The organism is Streptomyces caniscabiei (assembly GCF_014930365.1).
Taxonomy (GTDB): Bacteria; Actinomycetota; Actinomycetes; order Streptomycetales; family Streptomycetaceae; genus Streptomyces; species Streptomyces caniscabiei.
In genome coordinates this window covers 87,708-103,839 of record NZ_JABXWI010000023.1, presented here as the reverse complement: position 1 = coordinate 103,839, position 16,132 = coordinate 87,708, and the positions used below count along the sequence as shown (strand labels likewise).

Below are 16,132 nucleotides of genomic sequence, written 5' to 3'. Positions count from 1 at the left end.
CTCCTGCTGGGAGTCGGGGAACGCCAGGCGAGTGAGGTGTCGGCGGGTGCTCAGAGGCTGGCGCGCAGGTGGCTGACCGTGACGAAGTGGTAGCCGCGGGCGGTGAGGGTGCGCAGGATCTGCGGGATCGCGGCGACGGAGGTGGGGTGGATGTCGTGCATGAGGACGACGCTGTCGCGCTGCGCCTTGTCGATGACGGTTTGGGCCACCTTGGCGGCGTCGGGATATTTCCAGTCCTCGGTGTCCACGTCCCACAGGACGGGGGAAAGCCTGGTGGCGGACCGGACGGTGGAGTTGATGGCGCCGTAGGGCGGTCGGAAGAGGGTGGGCTCTTTTCCGGTGGCGGCCTCGATGGCGGCGCTGGTGCGGTTGAGTTGGGAGGCGATCTGCTCGGGGGTGAGCTTGGTGAGGTCGGGGTGGTTCCAGGAGTGGTTGCCGACCTCGTGTCCGGCGCGGGCCTCGGCGCGGACCAGGTCGGGGTGGGCGGCGACGTTCTGTCCGGTGGTGAAGAAGGTGGCGCGGGCCTTGTACCGCGCCAGGTGGGTCAGCAGGGTCGCGGTCTCCGGCGCCGCTGGTCCGTCGTCGAAGGTCAGCGCGATGCAGGTGACCCGCTTGCAGTCGGTGTCGTCGTCGCCGGAGGCGGTGTGGGTGGGGACGGCCGGGCCAGGGGTGTGCGTCGCGCCCAGGTCGAGCGAACGGCTGGGGGTCATGGTCTGCCGCTGAGCGCGCTTGCCGAACCCGGACAGCCAGGGGGTGACCGTCTTCCTGGAGAGGTTCACCAGGAAGGTTCCGGCGGGCGGCGCGCCCACCTCGCCGCTGTCGAAGGTCACCCGCAGCCCGCCGTCGGCGGTGAAGGTCATGTTGTCCAGACCGGTGGCGCGGGATGCGGGGTCGGAGAGCGTGCCGTCGAAGATGGTCGTGTCGAAGCCTTCGCGCCCCTTGAGTTCGTCCTTCAAGGTGGAGATGAAGGCGTTCCGGGAGTCGTCGGCGACGAGTCCGAGAGCGGTGGCGTAGGCGCCCGCGTCACCGTCGTACCAGTACGCCTTGGCCGACAGCCCGGACCCGGCGACACTGCCGTCCTGTGTGGTGAGCCGGACGCCGAGTACATCGCCGGAAGCCACCAGGAACCTGTGGCTGACGTTGAGCTCGGCGACTGAGCCGTTGCCGCACGCCCCCTCGCGGAATGTGGCCAGGCGCTGCTCCACGTCCTTCTTCATCGCGGCCGTCATCGCCTCCGCGCCGGGCACGTCCGGGTAGCTCGTGGCGAAGGGACAGGAGCGCTGCTCACTGCTGTTGCTGACGATCCGCAGGCCCTTGATCTTCGACGGGTCGACGCTGTGGAGGGGAGAGGGGGACTCGGCAGCGGCACGTGGCGGGCCGGCGGATGCCGGCTCCGAGGAGCCGGGGGAACAGGCCGTGGTGATCGAGAGTGTGCCGAGCAGCAGAAGCGAGGACAGAGGGGTGCGAGTGCGCATGTGTGACCAGAACCTGGGAGAGGGGAGGGCGGACGTCATCGGCGGGCGCCACGGTCGTTCTGGTCACGAGCGTCCAGGTCAGAGGCGTTTTTCAGCGACCCACGACGCCGCTCTGAAAAATCTGGTCCTTGTCACCGGGCGCGTCAGGAACGCCGGAGCGGCACGTGGGTGACCCTGGCGTAGACCGTGCTGCCGTCCTCGGATCCCGGTGTGTCGGTACGTCCCTCGCGTGAAGCACAGCCGCAATGAGCCGTGAGAGGACGCGGTGCCGGCGAGGGCCAGGGCGCGGCCCCTCCCGGCTGCGGCAGGTACGTCGGCCAACATCCGCCCATTACAGCTGTGCCTCCCCCGGTGCGGCCGCTCACACGAGACGGACCATGGTGGGCCTTAGGTGGACACCACCGGATGGGGCAGGGCCGCCTCGACTGTCCAGCCTCCCTCTGGGCGGACCCCCACGGTGGCGTGGCCGCCGCACAGTGCCGCGCGTTCGCGCATCCCGATGATGCCGTGGCAATCTGCGCGGCGTTCCTGCTGCTGGCAGCGGTGCTGGCGCTGTTCACGGTGACCGCGCACGTGCAGTGGGCGGCGGCGCTGTCGTCCGTCGCCATCGGGTTCTCCGGGTTCGCGATCGTGCCGACCGTGCAGACCCTGGTGATGGAGAAGGCCGGGCACGCGCCCACCCTCGCCTCCGCGGCGATGCAGGCCGCGTTCAACCTGGCGAACGGGGCCGGCGCATACCTCGGTGGGCTGGCCATCGCCGCGGGGTTCGGGCTGACCTCCCCGAACCTCGTCGGCGCGGCCCTCGTCGCCTCCGGCTTCGCGGTCGCGGCCGCCTCCTGGGCAGCGGACCGCCGCCGGGGGACGGACCGCGCCGCGTCGACAGGTGGTCCGCACAGCCGAAGCAGCTGCCGACCGGCAGCACACGGCGGGCGCGCGGACGGACTGACCGGCGCCCGTGCTCTTCCGGGCGTGGAGCGTGGGGCGTGACGTGAGTGACGAAGCGTCACAAGGAACGGCTGCTCACGCACGGCTACCCCGCATTCCGGTGGCTGTCGGGCAGATGAAGCACGGGCCCGGCCGTCGGCACCGGAAGCCTTCGAGGCCGTGCCCGGCACCGGGGGCGGCTTCAGGCAGCGTGGCCCCGGAAGCGAGCGGTGATCGGCAGTACTCAACTGGGCCTCACGAACGCCTCGTCGAACGGCGGGCGAAGAACCTCCGACGCCACTGACAGGAGTCGATCTCAGCTGGGCGCTGGCGCTTCGGAGGCTGGCTGCGGTTCCGCGGTCTTCGGGGCGAGCGCGCGGATGGAGGGGGTGGCGATCATGGCGAGGGTGGCGAGGAGGACGAGCGCGGCGGCCGCGTAGAGGGTGGCCTGGAGGCCGAGGAGGAGTACGGCGGGTCCGGCGGCGAACTGGGCGAGTGGGAGCGCGAGGTAGGAGCCGAGGTCGTCGTAGGCGTACACGCGGGCCAGGCGGTCCTCGGGGATCTGCTCGTTGAGGGTCGAGTACCAGGCGACGCCCGCCTGCTCGCCGCCCACGCCGGCCACGAAGTTGGCCACGACCAGCAGCCAGGTGTAGGGGGCGAGGGCGAGCAGCAGCGGGATCGTGGCCGTCAGGCCCATCAGCGCGCAGCCGACCAGGATCGCGCGCCGGGGCCGCCATCTCAGGGACAGGACGCCGCCGGCGACCGCGCCGAGCGAGCCTGCGGCGAGGGTGAGGCCCCAGCCGCTGCGGCCGATCTCCGTGCTGTCGGCGACGGCCGGACCGAGGACGGTGAACGAGGCGGTGAGGCCGGCGTTGAGGAAGCAGAAGGCCACCACGATCACCCACACCCAGCTGCGGGAGGTGAACTCCTTCCAGCCGACGCGCAGTTCATGAACCACTCCGTGGCTGGGCGCGGGCGGCGCGGCACGGACGCGGACCAGCGCGAAGCAGGTGGCGGCGAGCGCGAAGCTGAGCGCGTCGACGGCCAGGCCCCAGCCCGGACCGATCGCGGCGACCAGTACGCCGCCGAGCGAGGCACCCGCGACCACCGCGCTGCTGCCCGCGATGCGGGAGAGCGCGAGAGCGGCACGGCGGGACTCGGCCGGCACCGTCTGGGGCAACAGCGCCTGGGCGGCGGGCTGATAGCAGGAGCCTGACGCCCCGGAGACCGCAGCGAGCAACATAAGCAGAGGGATGGCGGCGTTGTGGGTGAGGACCAGAGCGGCGATCACCGCCTGGCTCACGCCGCAGACCACGCTGCTGCCGACCAGCAGCGGGCCACGTGGTAGCCGGTCCGCCAGCACCCCGCCGTACAGCAGGAAGCAGATGCTGGTGAGGGAGTGGGCGCCGACCACCAACCCGAGCGAGCCGACCGAGCCGGTGGCGTCGAGCACGGCGAAGGCCAGGGCGATCGGTGCCACTCCGCTGCCGAGCAGGTTGGCCGTCGTACCGATGAAGAGATGCCGGAACGGGCGGTGACGCAGAGGCGCCAGAGCAGCAGACATACGCCTGATCGTCGAGACCGGGCCACACGCCCGTCAACGGAATAAAGGACTGACACCGGGCCCGGACGATGCGAAGACCCCTCCCCCCACCGCGAGCACTCGCTTGAGAGGGCGGTTTCCTTCCGGAAGTGCTCGTGGAGCAAGCCCTTCCCGTTTGCGCTGGAGGGGCCCGCCCCTCGAATTGCGACTCAGCTGACATGACGGGAAGAAGAGGACTACCCTTCCTGTCGAGTCCATGTCACTTCATTGGGGGGAAGGAACTATCTCGTGGCCTTGAAGAGGCAGTCCAACGGTCTCGGTAGATCGGCAGTCGCTGTGACGGCGATGGCGTTCGTCGCGGTGCTGGGGACGGGAACCACCGCACACGCCGGGGCGAGCTGTGGAGTCACCGGATGCTCATCCTCCGTGAATGACACCAGCGTGGGTGCGACCGCGTTGAAGAACTGGTGCCGCGGCGGAGACAGCACCGGCGCGTCGACGGACAAACAGCCGACGTGCAAGAGCGACGACGTGCCGCAGAAGAGCATGTACCTGTCTCCCAACGGCGGCCACACCCCCTACAGAGAGGACTGGGACACGCTGCGCGTCGACGCCGGCTGGTGCTACAAGGTGAGGTTCATCGTCGACTTCGGCGACGACTTCAACCGGACGTACGACCGCCGCGGCCTGTCGGCTGCCTACGTCAAGGCAGCGGACAACGCGGACGCCCATGTCATCGGCCAGAGTACGAGCTCCTGCCCGTAAGGTCCGTGGCGCGCCCGCCCGCTCAGGATTCCCAAGTGCTGCGGTCACGGCGCCGAACGACGCGCGGCTCGAAAGCCATCCGGCTTCTCCAACTGCTCCGCACCTGGAGAAGCCGAGGCCTGACAACCACCCCGTCCGTGACCACCCGGGGCTTTCAGCGCTGTCTCACTACAGGTCGGGGCTGATGCGTCTCACTGCGGTGACGGATCCCCCAGAGCCGACCGGGCTCCTCATGGTCCCTCGTCGTCGAAGTCGTAGGGCGGGATGGTCCATCGCATCACCGTCTCGCCCGCCTCGTCGACTTCGAGTGTGACCGGATAGACCTGGCCGGCGTCCCGCTCACCGCGGTGCCTGATCGAGTGGTCACCCTGGTCCCATACGATGCCGAGCACCTGGCAGCCGCCGACTTCGATCGCACCGATGTGCAGCGGATGATGCCATCGGGCCCGCCGGAAGCGATGGAAGTCGGTGTGCTTGTCGATCGAGACCATGAGGCCCTTGCCGTGAAGGCGGTCGCGCCAGGCGGTCAGTTCGGCCGCCCGTGCGGCTGCCTCGGCCACTGGGAGGTCCAGCCACCCGTGCGGGCCGTCGCCGCCGGAGTGAGCGATTCGCTCGCCACCGAACTGCGTGTAGGCGTCGTCCTCGTACCGGCCCCAGTAGGTGACGTCGGCGAGCCCGTCGACCGGCTCGTCGTCCATTCCCGTCCACGCGTCCAGCCCTACGGCGTCGCCGATGACCATGCCGCACCGGTCGACAGGCAGGTCCCCGAGCCTGACGGGCACCGATTGCTCCGCAGTCCCGGGCCATACGAGTCCCAGGCTGATCTCCAGCGTCGCGATCGTCGGTTCCTCGTCGAACGGGGACGGCGAGGTCGTCGCCCTCACCCTCAGCGTCCGGTCGGCGGCGGCCGGCACCGCGACCGCCTCGCACAGCCACTCACGAAGATGGCCTCCTCCCGACAACGACACCGCCCTGGCGCGCTCGGACAGGGGCTGCCCCAGTACCCGCCAGTGGTCGATCCACCCGGCCATGCCGAGCACCAGCACACCGGACGGCGCACGCACAGATCCCAGGTCGACGAAGGTCTCAGGCATGCGCCGATTGTGCCTTCCCAGGACGACAGGTGCTGCACGATCTCCCGCCTCGACGCCGTCCGAAATTCGCAAGACACTGGCGATCCGGCTCCGCGATCATTGGCCGATGACCACGAGACCGGACCTTCTCAGTCTGAGCGTCGTGTGCCCTCCACCCGACGAGGGCTGCGTGGAGGTCCGCCCGATCGTCAATGGCCGGGATCTCCTGGCCGAACTACTCCCCGGTGGCGTGGGAGGCTCCATGTACCGCGGAGTAAGCCCCAGGTATTTGCTAAGCCAGGACGGGCCGTTGCATGCCACGGCGACGCCCCACGAGGTGCGTCTCGCTTGGTCCGGGTGCGGCGTGGAGGAGTGCTGTGGCGCGCTGTACATGACGGTCACGCGTGACGGGGAGCATGTTGTCTGGGCGGGCTGGCGCGACCTGGCCCATCAGGACTTCGACCTCCCGGAGCTTCGGTTCACCGCGGGTCGTTACGAGGCCGAGGTCCTGCGAGCCGTAGAGGACCGCGGTTGGGAGTGGCCGGCGGGAGCGGTTGCGCGGCTGCTGGAGGCGGGGTTGAGGGGTCGCGAGGACTGGCTCGTCGGATGGGACTGCGAGTTGGAAGGCGTCTGGGCTTCCCGCAAGGAACCCGACCGGATCCACGTCGTCCTGAGGCATCCCCGCAACGGGACCGATGGGGATCTGCCCTGGCTCCAGTTCGGTATGACCCTCCCGATCTTGGCGGACCCCCCGTCGGACCAGGCCGAGCGCCTTGAGCAACGGCTGACCGCAGGCGATCCCCGTGCCACCGCCGAGGTCTGGGGAGGTTCGCACGATGCCGAGCGACTGGGCTACCCATGGCCCCCGGTCGACCCGCAGTTCCTGTGACGATGGGGAACTGTGACCGTGCGTCAAACCACTGTCGAGCGCGAGGATGCCGCACCCGCACCCGCACCCGCACCCGTCCCCTCGCCCTCCGCCCCCTCACCCCCGTCCCCTCGCCGCCGCGCCCCTCTCGGTGATGGCGCTGATGACCGTCGCCGTAGCGATCCGCCGCTGAGCCCCGAGCGCCGCCACGCACTCTGAACGCCGTACCCCGTCGTCGGTGGAGGACAGGGCTCCAGCGCTCTCCCCTGCCGGTACGTTGGACCGCACACACCCGGTACGTGCGGCCGGGCACGACAACAGGACCAATACGAAGGGGGGTTCCATGATCCGGTCGCTCCTACGACGTCGCCGGGCAGCCTCGGACCTCCCAGTCCCGGACCGGTGCACGCGCGGCCGGCACGCTCTCGCCACCCGGCACCTGCTGTTCTACACCCCGGTGACCAAGCTCGACGCGCTGGCGGCCATCGCCGCAGGCGCTGACCCCGAAGCCCAGCGCTGGCAGGGGAGCCAGATGAACCAGGTCGTACCGGACGCCGACACCAGACGGGCCCTGCTGCGCATGGGCCCCGCCGGCGCCACCCCCCGCTGGTTCCTCAAGTCCAACCCCGAGCTGGCCGAGCCCTTCGAACCCAGCCCCGAGCTGGCCGATTTCATGGTCTGCGTACGCCGCGGCACCGGGCGCTACGCCGGATACCTCGACCTCGACCGCGACAGGGGTGAGACCGGCGGCACCCTCGCCCCCGACCACCGAGGTCAGGGACTCGGCGCCGAACTGTTCCTGGCAGCCGCGGAGTTCGCCCACGGCCACGCCGGTCTGCCGACGGTACGAGCAGGCACGGCGACGGCGAACCTCGCCTGCCGCCGCGCTCTGGGACGCGCCGACTTCGTCCCCGCCCCCGGCCCAGCCCGCCACACCCTCCCGGACGGCCGTGAGCTGGACACTGTCTGGTACCGGCACGACGGCCCCGCATCCACATGCGCGAAGCCTTGACGCGGGCTTCGGACAGGAACGGGCGCGGCTCCCGACGCGTGCCGCCCGCGCGCTCTCGGAGCGCGCGGGCGGCGGCTGGGTAGTGGCTGTGTGATGGGGTGAGTCACGGCCTGACGATCAGCGGTGTGCGCCCCACGTTCGCCGAGCCGTCCCCGAACTCGACGGCCCCGACATAGCGTTCTCCGTGGACCGCGCCCGGCCACGACACCGTGACCTTCGGCCGATCGCCCTTTCCGACGGTCTGCGCGGCCGGGGTGACGGTGGGCGTCACCGCGGGGGCGCCCTCGCCGACTTTCCAGCTCCACAGGGAGTAGCGTTGGCCGGCGGCGTCGGCGGGGAGTTCGTACTGGAGGACGTAGACGTCGTAGTCGCCGGGTGGCAGGTCGACGTGTTCGTCAGAGCCGACATCAGCCCATTCGCCGACGTGGTTGCCCTCGGTGTCGAAGGCGTACAGGTCGAGGTCGCTGCCGGGAATGTGATCTTCGGAGAAGACAGCGAACCGGGTGAAGAGGGCGCCCTCGGGAACGTGGACGCGGTGCCGTACCACGGCGTCGTTGGTGTGCTGACTGTTCCAGAACGGCGACTGATCGGTGCCGGTGAGGGTGCCCGTGGTCTTTTCGCCGGTGTACAGCGAGGCCTTCGCCGTCAGCGTGCCTTTCCAGCCGACCGCCGGCGTCAGCGTCGCCGAGTCGCTGCCGGTTACCGTGACCTCTTCCGGAGCAGAGAACAGCTCGAAGCGCAGGGCGATCGGGCTGGTGACCTCGTGCCGACTGTGGGCGTCGCTCAGCGTCAGTGACCCGAACGACCAGGTGCCGCGGGCGGCACTCGTGCGCTCGATCGCCACCTTGTACGACGCCGACTCGCCTGGGGCGATCGTCAGCCGCTTCGGGGTGACCTCGGCGCGGAAGCCCGGCGGGGTCTGGAGTTTCGCCCTGTAGGTGGTGGCCATGGCCGAGACGTTGGTGACCGTACGGGTCACCGTCTGCTTGCCGACCAGGTCGCCGATCGCGATCGACGGGTAGTTGAGGTCGCTCGGGTCGGTCTTCGCGGCAGTGGCGCAGGGGTCGGTGCCGTCAGCAGGCGTGGGGTGCTCGCCGAGGGCACACAGGTACGCCGTCCAGTCGGCGGACGTCGAGTCGTAGACCAGGCCGGGGTCGGTGGCTCGGGTCACCCGGGGTGAACCGGAGCCGTAATCGAGCATGGTGGCGGTGGCGACTTCGTCGCCCTTGCCGGTCTGCCGGACGATCGGCTTCCCCTCGTTGTCGGTCGTGGTTGCCGTCGTCATCAGGGCCGATTTGATCGCCATGGGAGACCAGTCGGGATGCAACTGCTTCAGCAGGGTGGCCAGTCCGGCGATGTGCGGGGCGGCCATCGAGGTGCCGTCCATGAACCCGTACTGGCCCGGGTATCCGGCGAAACCACCGGGCACGGTGCCCGCCGCGATCAACTGACCTGGTGCGGCGAGGTCGGGCTTCAGCAGGTCCCCGCCGGAGAACGGATCGGAGCCCGAGGAGGAGAAGTCGGTGATGACGGGGGCCCTGACGCGTCCGCTGCTGGTGGGGGTGAGTGCCGCGGTCGCACCCGGACGAGCGGCGTATTCCTTGATCGTCTCCCGCTCCTCCGGGGTCACCCAGATCACGGGAAACTGCGGGTCCACGCCGAAGTCCTGGGCGCTGGTCGGTGTGTTGGCCAGAACCATGCCGACGGCGCCGGACATCTTCAGTTCGTCGAACCGGCCCTGGTAGTCGAAGCCTTGGCCGCCCCGGTCACAGACGATGATCTTCCCCTTCGCCTTGTCGGGGTCGAGTGTGCCCGGTGCGCAGTGCTCGATCTGTTCGGCGCCCTGTCTGCCTACCACGACGGCATTGACCAGCGGGGCGGAGCGCACCCCCTGCGTGAGGCCGTGGTTGGTGAAGGCGCGGCCGTCACCGAGCGTCAGGGTCGTCGTGTAGCCGGTGTCGTGGGTCTCAGCCGCGACCGTCGTGATCCAGGGCGCGGTGTTCTCCACGGTGTTCGGGCCGCTGTTGCTTGCGGAGGCGGCGATGAACACACCCGCCTTCGCGGCGTTGAACATCGCCTCCGTGGACACCGGGTCGGTCAGTGTGCCGCCGATCGAATAGCTGATGACGTCCACCCCGTCGGCCACCGCGCGGTCGATCGCGGCGGTGTTGTCCGCGCTACCGCAACCGGTGCTCCAACACGTCTTGTAGAAGGCCAGCCGCGCGGCCGGAGCCAGCCCGCCGAGCTTGCCACCGATGTCGGTACCGGATATCTCAGCGGGCGTGTTGTGCGCGCCGGCGATCGTGGTGCCGATGTGGGTGCCGTGGCTGTGCATGTCGAGGGGCGAGGGCACATCGATCGGCAGGGGGTCTTTCAGCTCGGCCCGGAAGTACGCGGCCCCGATCACCTTGTTGTTGCAGGTGACCTTGTGGGCCGGGTCGCCGGCGTCGCCCTCGTCGCAGCTTCCGCGCCACTTCTTGGCGATGACATCCGCGTCGGGGCGGGGCTCCGGCAGCGGAGCCAGCATCGGGTTCTTCGGATCGAAGGGGTCGATCACTCCGACGATCACGCCCTCGCCGGCCCGTTCAGGGCCGCCGGCTTTCGCCCACAGGCCTTTCTTGCCGGTGAGGCCGAGGAAGCGAGGCACGTCGGGGAGGGCTGCGTGGGAGGGGTCGCTCCTGACGGCGGCTACCGGGGCGGATGCGGGTGGCGTCGGCGCGGCGTGCTCGCCGCCGGTACTCCCCGTCGCCCTCCTGACCGGCCCTGTTGCCGTCTCCGGCTGCTCAGGCGGGTTCGGACGCACGAGCCTGGAGGGGGTCACCGACACCACACTCGGCGTCGCGCTGAGCTTCGCGACCTGCCGTGCGGTGAGCCGGGCGGCGAATCCGTTGAACGTGTAGTCGTAGTCGTACAGCTTCTTCGCGCCAGGAACGGCGTCCAGAACCGCGTCGCGGCGGGAATCCAGATGCCGAACGTAGCTGCGGACAGCGGCGGCATCGGCGTCGAGCCGCTCCCCCGGGGCGGGGGCCGTCCGCCGCAGGCGGGGCAGACCGCCCTCGTACGCGGCGACGGGTGCGTCGGCGAGCTTCACGATGTAGGTGCCGTCGCGGTGATCGCCGGTGACGTCAGTGGAGTCGGCATGAGTGGGAGCGACGACCGTGGTCAGGGTCAGGGCTCCGGCCAGGAGGGGCGTCAGCCAGAAGGCGGCCGCTCTTGGACGTATGTGGTGGTTCGTCAACTGTGGTCCATGTCGATCGATCCGGAAAGATCTCGGTCCCCCGATGGCCTCAAAGTGTCACAGCAGACCCATCGGTAATAATCTTGAAAGTTGATATACCGGGGGGTCTCCACATTAACTTCACGGTCGGCGACCGAACTGCCGTGAGCCCAAAGGCCGTTGCCCCCCTGCATGCCGTTCACGGCCCTGCGGCAGGCAGTCCCCCATTGAGGGCAGGTCCGTCCGGCAAGCGGCGCACACCCCGAGGCTTCACCGTCAAGACGCCGAGCAGGACGGGTCCCGCGGCTCGTGCTCGACGAGGCGGCCTCGGTCACCCGGCCCCTGGCCACGCGACTCGGGACGTGCTGTACCGGCTGACCTGACCTGCGGTTCGGCGGTGGCGCCGAGGCAATGACGCCAGCCATCTCGGTGTGGCCCAGGTCACAAAAAATAGAGCAACGTCTGATGAGTCAGGTACTGTCTCGTCAGGTGAATCGCTCGCGGGAGGCGCGGGCACCCACCCTGCCGAGGTACCTGATGAAGCTCGTTTACGTCTTCGATGCCTACTGCGGATGGTCGCACGGCTTCTCGGCAACGCTGAGCGAGTTCACCTCCCGCGAGTCCACGTCCCGGCATCCCGAGCTGCCCGGCGTGGAGTTCGGCGAGGACTGCGTATGGCTGATCCCCGACGGTTCGTTTCTGATGGCCTCGCAGGCCGCCGCCCGTGGCGTCGCGGACCTGCGCTTGGCGGCCCCTGAGCGTGCGGCGGAGTGGGGAACCGCCCTTCAGCGAGCCTTCTACGTCGACGGTCTGAGCCTGTGCGACCCGGCGACCTACCGGAAGATCGCCGCTCAGGCCGGCCTGGACGCCGACGCCGCCGAGCCGAACTGGGCGTCTCCGGTGTCCCCGCCCTCCCGGCAGTGGACGGCGCACGCCTCGTCCCCCTGGCCCGCGGCCACGCCACCGCCGAGACATCGACCAGCGATGGCCGCCCTCTCCTGAACCCGCCCCCACCACCTGCACGGAGCACTGACGATGAGCACTTTGTCCTTCACGGTCCTCGATCTGGACTTCCCGGCCGGCAGCAGGAACAAGACCGCCACCCTGGTCACCGGTGAGACGGAGGCGCTGCTGGTGGACGCCGCCTTCACCCGCGCCGACGGCCACCGCCTGGCCGCCGAGATCCTCGACTCCGGCAAGACCCTGACCACCGTCTTCGTCTCCCACGCCGACCCCGACTTCTACTTCGGCGCCGAAGTCGTCGCCGACGCCTTCCCCGACGCGGCCTTCGTCGCCACCCCGCTGGTGATCGAACACATCAAGGACTCCTACGAGGGCAAGCTCAAGGCCTGGGCCGCGCTCGGGGCCAACCTGCCCACCCGACTGGTGGACATCCAGCCACTGACCGGCGACCTCTCCCTCGAAGGTCATACCTTCCAGCTCAAAGGTGGCCCCGCCGGTCTGCCCGACCGCCACTACCTGTGGCAGCCCGAGTCCCGCGCCCTGCTCGGCGGCGTCCTGCTCTTCCAGCAGGAACACGTCTGGGTCGCCGACACCCCCACCCCCGGTGACCGCGCCGCCTGGATCGACCTCCTGGACGAGATGGCCGCCCTGCAGCCCGAGTTGGTCGTCCCCGGCCACCGCCTGCCGAACACCCCGGCCGACGCGTCCGCCATCACCGCCACCCGCGACTACCTGCTCGCTTTCGAGGAGGAGCTGGGCAAGGCGGCCGACGGCGCCGCCCTGACCAAGGCGCTCGTGGCCCGCTATCCCGACAACGGCATGTTGATCGCCGCCCAGATCGGCGCGAAGGTCGCCAAGGGCGAGATGAAGTGGGGCTGACCGGCATGAACGACTTCGGCGCCTCCACCGCGCCCGCCGACGTCGTACGCCATCAGTACCTGGCCTCCGCCGCCGGTGACCTCACCTCCCTGCGCGCCACCCTCGCCCCCGATGTGGAGTGGACCGAGATGGCCGGCTTCCCGCTCGCCGGCACGTACCGCACCCCCGACGGCGTCACCTCCAACGTCATGGAACAGCTCGGCAAGGACTGGGACGGCTGGGCCACGCACGACGACACCTACGTCGTAGACGGCGAGAACGTCGTCGTCCTCGCCCGCTACACCGCCACCAACAGGGCCACCGGCAAGCCGATCGACGTTCGCGTCGCCCACCACTTCGTCGTCCGTGGCGGCCTGATCGTCCACTTCGAGCAGTTCGTCGATACGGCCCTCGTCCGCGACGCCATGACCGTCCAGACGCACCATCCAGCACAGGAAGACAGGAGAGCCCCGTGTCAGCTGCCGACAACAAAGCACTCGTCATCGCGTTCTACGAGCAGGCGTTCAACCAGTACCAGCCGGAAGAGGCCGCCGCCGCGCATCTCGGCGAGACGTACACCCAGCACAACCCGGAGGCGCAGGACGGTCCGCAGGCGTTCGTCGGCTACGTCCACTGGCTGCGCGGGCAGTTCCCCGACCTGCGTCTGGACATCAAGAGGGCGGTCGCCGAAGGGGACCTGGTAGTCACCCACAGCAACCTGCATCTCAAGCCCGGCGACCGGGGCATGGCCGTCGCCGACTTCTGGCGCATCGCCGACGGAAAGATCGTCGAGCACTGGGACGTGATCCAGGAGGTGCCCGAAAAAAGCGCCAACGACAACACCATGTTCTGAGTGCGGCAGCCACGGCCGCGGCCACGACAGCGCCCGGACCAGGCCAGACCGGTCCGGTCCGGGCGCGGGCGCATACAAGGACCCATTGCGTGGCTCTTTCACGTGCTGCGGCACACCTGCGACGGCTGGATACCAGAACTGTCGCTCGTGGCACTCAGCGGCAAGGACGAGGTAATGGGTCACGTGGTCTGCACCCGGGGCCATGTCGGCACCGCCCCCGCCCTGGGCCTCGGCCCGCTCAGCGTGCACCCCGACCACCAGCGCCGCGGCGTCGGCCTCGCGCTTGTCCACACCGTGCTCGGCGCAGCGGATGCCCTGGGCGAACCCCTCGTCGCCCTCCTCGGCAGCCCCGCGTACTACAGCCGCTACGGTTTCCGCACCAGCACGGACTACAGCATCACCGCACCGGACCCCTCGTGGGGCGAGTACTTCCAGGTCCGTGCTCTGGCCGCCCACGATCCTGCGTTGCAAGGCGTCTTCACGTACGCGGAGCCGTTCGACCGGGTCTGATGTCATAGCCGGACCGAGGATCTCACTCACCGGAGCGCAGCCTGGACCTTGCAACGGCCGCGGACGACCCAACCGACCGCCCATGACGGGAGTCAGGAGTCGGTCGGTCCGTTCAGCGGAGGCCGTGGTCGGTCGTCCGGCAAGGCCTCATGTGTCGGACTCGGTCGTGGACGCTCCAGAGATCGCCTCGACCAGCCATCTCTGTTTCGCCTCTCCGTTGCGGGCGCTCGGTACCAGAATGGTGCCGGCCTCGGGCGAGGCGGGGACGATCACGAGGTTCCCCTCGTCCTGGGTGAAGAGTTCGCCTTCGGGGCTCAACTCGAAGCGGAGACCGAAGGAGACGTCGCCCGAGGAGTCGCAGGACTCCAGATCCAGCACCTCGTCGTCCCCTCCGGCGTCCAGGCAGAGATCCGGTGCCGCGAGATTCCTCAGGAGTCCGTCCTCAAGGTACGTCCACCGCTGCGTACTGTCGCTCGAGCAGGTGGACAACGTGACCTCTGCGCCACGTTCGGGCGGTGTTCCCCGGACATCCATGCACAGGTCGGCGGCAGCATTGCGCAGTCTGCCGCTCTCCGGGGGGACAGGGAGGGCGGTCGAGTCTGCCGGCGATGAGGTCGACGGCGTGGGCGTAGGCGTGGGCTGCTGTGTCTGGGGAGTCGGTGTGGTGTTCTGCGACGACGTGCCGGTCACGAAAAGCGCTGCCGCGACGGCAGCCGAACCGGCAACGATGCCGACAACGAAGATCTTCGTGGCCCTGCGGGTGGCACGAGGCTTGCGCTCCCTGGCCGACCCCCGCGACCTGTGCCGGGTGCCTGCGGGACCGACATCGGCTCCGGCGGCGGCTCCGGCGGCGGCCGTGGGAGCGGACGCCGTCCTCGAAGGACGCGCCCGGCACGCGGCCAGATAGGGATGAGCGCTCTCGCCGAGGAGGGCTTCCGCCAGCAGCACGCCCGGTTCCTCGGCACACAGCCTGAGCTGTTCGGCGGCGTGGCGGCAGTAGGCACACTGATCCAGATGCGCCTGCACCTCGGGCAGCGTGGAACCTGCACCGCGTGAGGGTGCGTCAAGGAGCCGACTGTAGTCCCGGCACTGTCTCCCAGCCGAATTCTCGACATGCGTACGCAGGAGCGCCGATCGCAACTGCTCCCGCGCCCGGTCCAACTCGAAGGGGGTGATATCCCCTTCGATACCGAGCAGGGCCGCGGGGACGGCCCACGGCTCGGCTTCCACGTCCATGTGCCAGAGAACGTACTGCGTGGTCCTCGGGAGTTGCAGAAAAGAGACGTGGCTCAGGTGCCGGTTCTCGGCGACCGAACGTGAGGGGGGCCTGTCACTGTCGGCGGCCCCGGCCTGGTCGTACGACAGCCCCGAGGCGCTCCCGGTCCGTGACCGCGCTCGCACGGCCTCCCGGACGGTGACGAGGAGGCGGGGGCGCAGGGCGCCGGTGGGCCCGGTTCTCTGGAGTTCCTGCACCACCCGGCGGAACGCCGCGGAGGCGAACGCTCGCGCGAGGGCGGGGGAACCGGAGGCGCAGATCTCCGCGTAGTCGGAGACCGACGGGCCATGTCGCGCGATCAGCGCCGCGACAGGAGTGGTGCCCTCGATGGTCCGGGACATTCTCAGCGCGGCGACGAGGGCGTCGTCGGACATCCCCGGAGCGGTCTCGGGGTCGGGGCCCACGCTTGCGGGGAACCGGTGAGCGGAAGACACAGGGGGCTTTCCTTCTCCCAGGCGTGCTGGGCAGCCTCATCCCGAGCCGATGCGGGAACAGCGGCAGCGCGGACCTGGCTGTGGCAGTGCGGAGAGCGGGGCCTCGCGGTGGTGACCGCCTGGGCGTGCCGCACGACCGCCTTGTGGGAGTGAGCGGGCAACGCCAGGACCTGTGCAAACCGATAGCCGGTTACAAACTGTCCTGGGCGTGAACCACCCTGTCACACAGGCCAGATGTCCAACAAGAGGCGCTGGGACGAAGGAGAACGGGATCGGCTCTCACGGGCGGTGGACGTGGCACACCGGTGAGCCTGTCGGCCGCCCCGAGGTACGCGACCCGGTGGCGAGGTGGACACGGTGG

12 protein-coding genes and 2 pseudogenes are annotated in these 16,132 nt (G+C 69.6%); 9 read left to right on the top strand and 5 right to left on the bottom strand.

What is annotated here, in order from left to right; all coding sequences use genetic code 11:
- Nucleotides 1-50: 50 nt before the first annotated feature.
- Nucleotides 51-1,475, bottom strand: coding sequence for a polysaccharide deacetylase family protein (locus HW837_RS41420; protein ID WP_193382705.1), 1,425 nt, complete (start codon nucleotides 1,473-1,475; stop codon nucleotides 51-53).
- A 507-nt stretch (nucleotides 1,476-1,982) separates the two neighbouring features.
- On the opposite strand from HW837_RS41420, the gene HW837_RS41415 reads away from it, so the two are divergent.
- Nucleotides 1,983-2,462: an MFS transporter gene (locus tag HW837_RS41415; RefSeq protein ID WP_143110789.1), complete on the top strand. Its 480-nt coding sequence runs from the start codon at nucleotides 1,983-1,985 to the stop codon at nucleotides 2,460-2,462.
- Between the two features lie 253 nt (nucleotides 2,463-2,715).
- On the opposite strand, the gene HW837_RS41410 is transcribed toward HW837_RS41415, so the two are convergent.
- The gene (locus HW837_RS41410) at nucleotides 2,716-3,963 is read right to left on the bottom strand and encodes an MFS transporter (RefSeq protein ID WP_193381769.1); all 1,248 of its coding nucleotides are present in this window, start codon (nucleotides 3,961-3,963) and stop codon (nucleotides 2,716-2,718) included.
- 267 nt (nucleotides 3,964-4,230) lie between these two features.
- Here HW837_RS41410 and HW837_RS41405 point away from each other — a divergent pair, with 267 nt between their 5' ends.
- Nucleotides 4,231-4,707 (top strand): hypothetical protein, encoded by a 477-nt coding sequence (locus tag HW837_RS41405; protein ID WP_143671883.1) that lies wholly within the window; start codon nucleotides 4,231-4,233, stop codon nucleotides 4,705-4,707.
- A gap of 230 nt (nucleotides 4,708-4,937) precedes the next feature.
- Here HW837_RS41405 and HW837_RS41400 read toward each other — a convergent pair whose 3' ends face one another.
- Nucleotides 4,938-5,801 (bottom strand): hypothetical protein, encoded by an 864-nt coding sequence (locus tag HW837_RS41400; protein ID WP_078853870.1) that lies wholly within the window; start codon nucleotides 5,799-5,801, stop codon nucleotides 4,938-4,940.
- Between the two features lie 370 nt (nucleotides 5,802-6,171).
- Here HW837_RS41400 and HW837_RS41395 point away from each other — a divergent pair, with 370 nt between their 5' ends.
- Together HW837_RS41395 and HW837_RS41390 are read left to right on the top strand one after the other, a co-directional pair.
- Nucleotides 6,172-6,669, top strand: coding sequence for a hypothetical protein (locus HW837_RS41395; RefSeq protein WP_237270598.1), 498 nt, complete (start codon nucleotides 6,172-6,174; stop codon nucleotides 6,667-6,669).
- A gap of 322 nt (nucleotides 6,670-6,991) precedes the next feature.
- A complete protein-coding gene (locus tag HW837_RS41390) occupies nucleotides 6,992-7,660 on the top strand; it encodes a GNAT family N-acetyltransferase (RefSeq protein WP_193382707.1) in 669 nt (222 codons plus the stop codon).
- 103 nt (nucleotides 7,661-7,763) lie between these two features.
- On the opposite strand, the gene HW837_RS41385 is transcribed toward HW837_RS41390, so the two are convergent.
- Nucleotides 7,764-10,898 carry a S8 family serine peptidase gene (locus tag HW837_RS41385; RefSeq protein ID WP_193382708.1) on the bottom strand — a complete coding sequence of 1,045 codons (3,135 nt, stop codon included), beginning with the start codon at nucleotides 10,896-10,898 and terminating at the stop codon, nucleotides 7,764-7,766.
- Between the two features lie 516 nt (nucleotides 10,899-11,414).
- On the opposite strand from HW837_RS41385, the pseudogene HW837_RS41380 reads away from it, so the two are divergent.
- The 5 genes and pseudogenes from HW837_RS41380 to HW837_RS41360 all read left to right on the top strand — a co-directional run.
- A pseudogene (locus HW837_RS41380) lies at nucleotides 11,415-11,848 on the top strand (DsbA family protein); the annotation flags it as partial.
- Nucleotides 11,849-11,912: 64 nt separating this feature from the next.
- Nucleotides 11,913-12,719: an MBL fold metallo-hydrolase gene (locus HW837_RS41375; protein ID WP_093792553.1), complete on the top strand. Its 807-nt coding sequence runs from the start codon at nucleotides 11,913-11,915 to the stop codon at nucleotides 12,717-12,719.
- Nucleotides 12,710-13,132: pseudogene (locus HW837_RS41370) on the top strand (nuclear transport factor 2 family protein); the annotation flags it as partial. The gene HW837_RS41375 and the pseudogene HW837_RS41370, both read left to right, overlap by 10 nt.
- Before the next feature lie 38 nt (nucleotides 13,133-13,170).
- Nucleotides 13,171-13,551, top strand: a complete 381-nt coding sequence (locus tag HW837_RS41365; protein WP_060887593.1) for a nuclear transport factor 2 family protein — start codon at nucleotides 13,171-13,173, stop codon at nucleotides 13,549-13,551.
- Nucleotides 13,552-14,061 (top strand): GNAT family N-acetyltransferase, encoded by a 510-nt coding sequence (locus tag HW837_RS41360; RefSeq protein WP_319771738.1) that lies wholly within the window; start codon nucleotides 13,552-13,554, stop codon nucleotides 14,059-14,061.
- 147 nt (nucleotides 14,062-14,208) lie between these two features.
- Here HW837_RS41360 and HW837_RS49795 read toward each other — a convergent pair whose 3' ends face one another.
- Complete coding sequence (locus tag HW837_RS49795; protein WP_193382710.1) at nucleotides 14,209-15,771, bottom strand: RICIN domain-containing protein; 1,563 nt, start codon at nucleotides 15,769-15,771, stop codon at nucleotides 14,209-14,211.
- Between the last annotated feature and the right edge of the window lie 361 nt (nucleotides 15,772-16,132).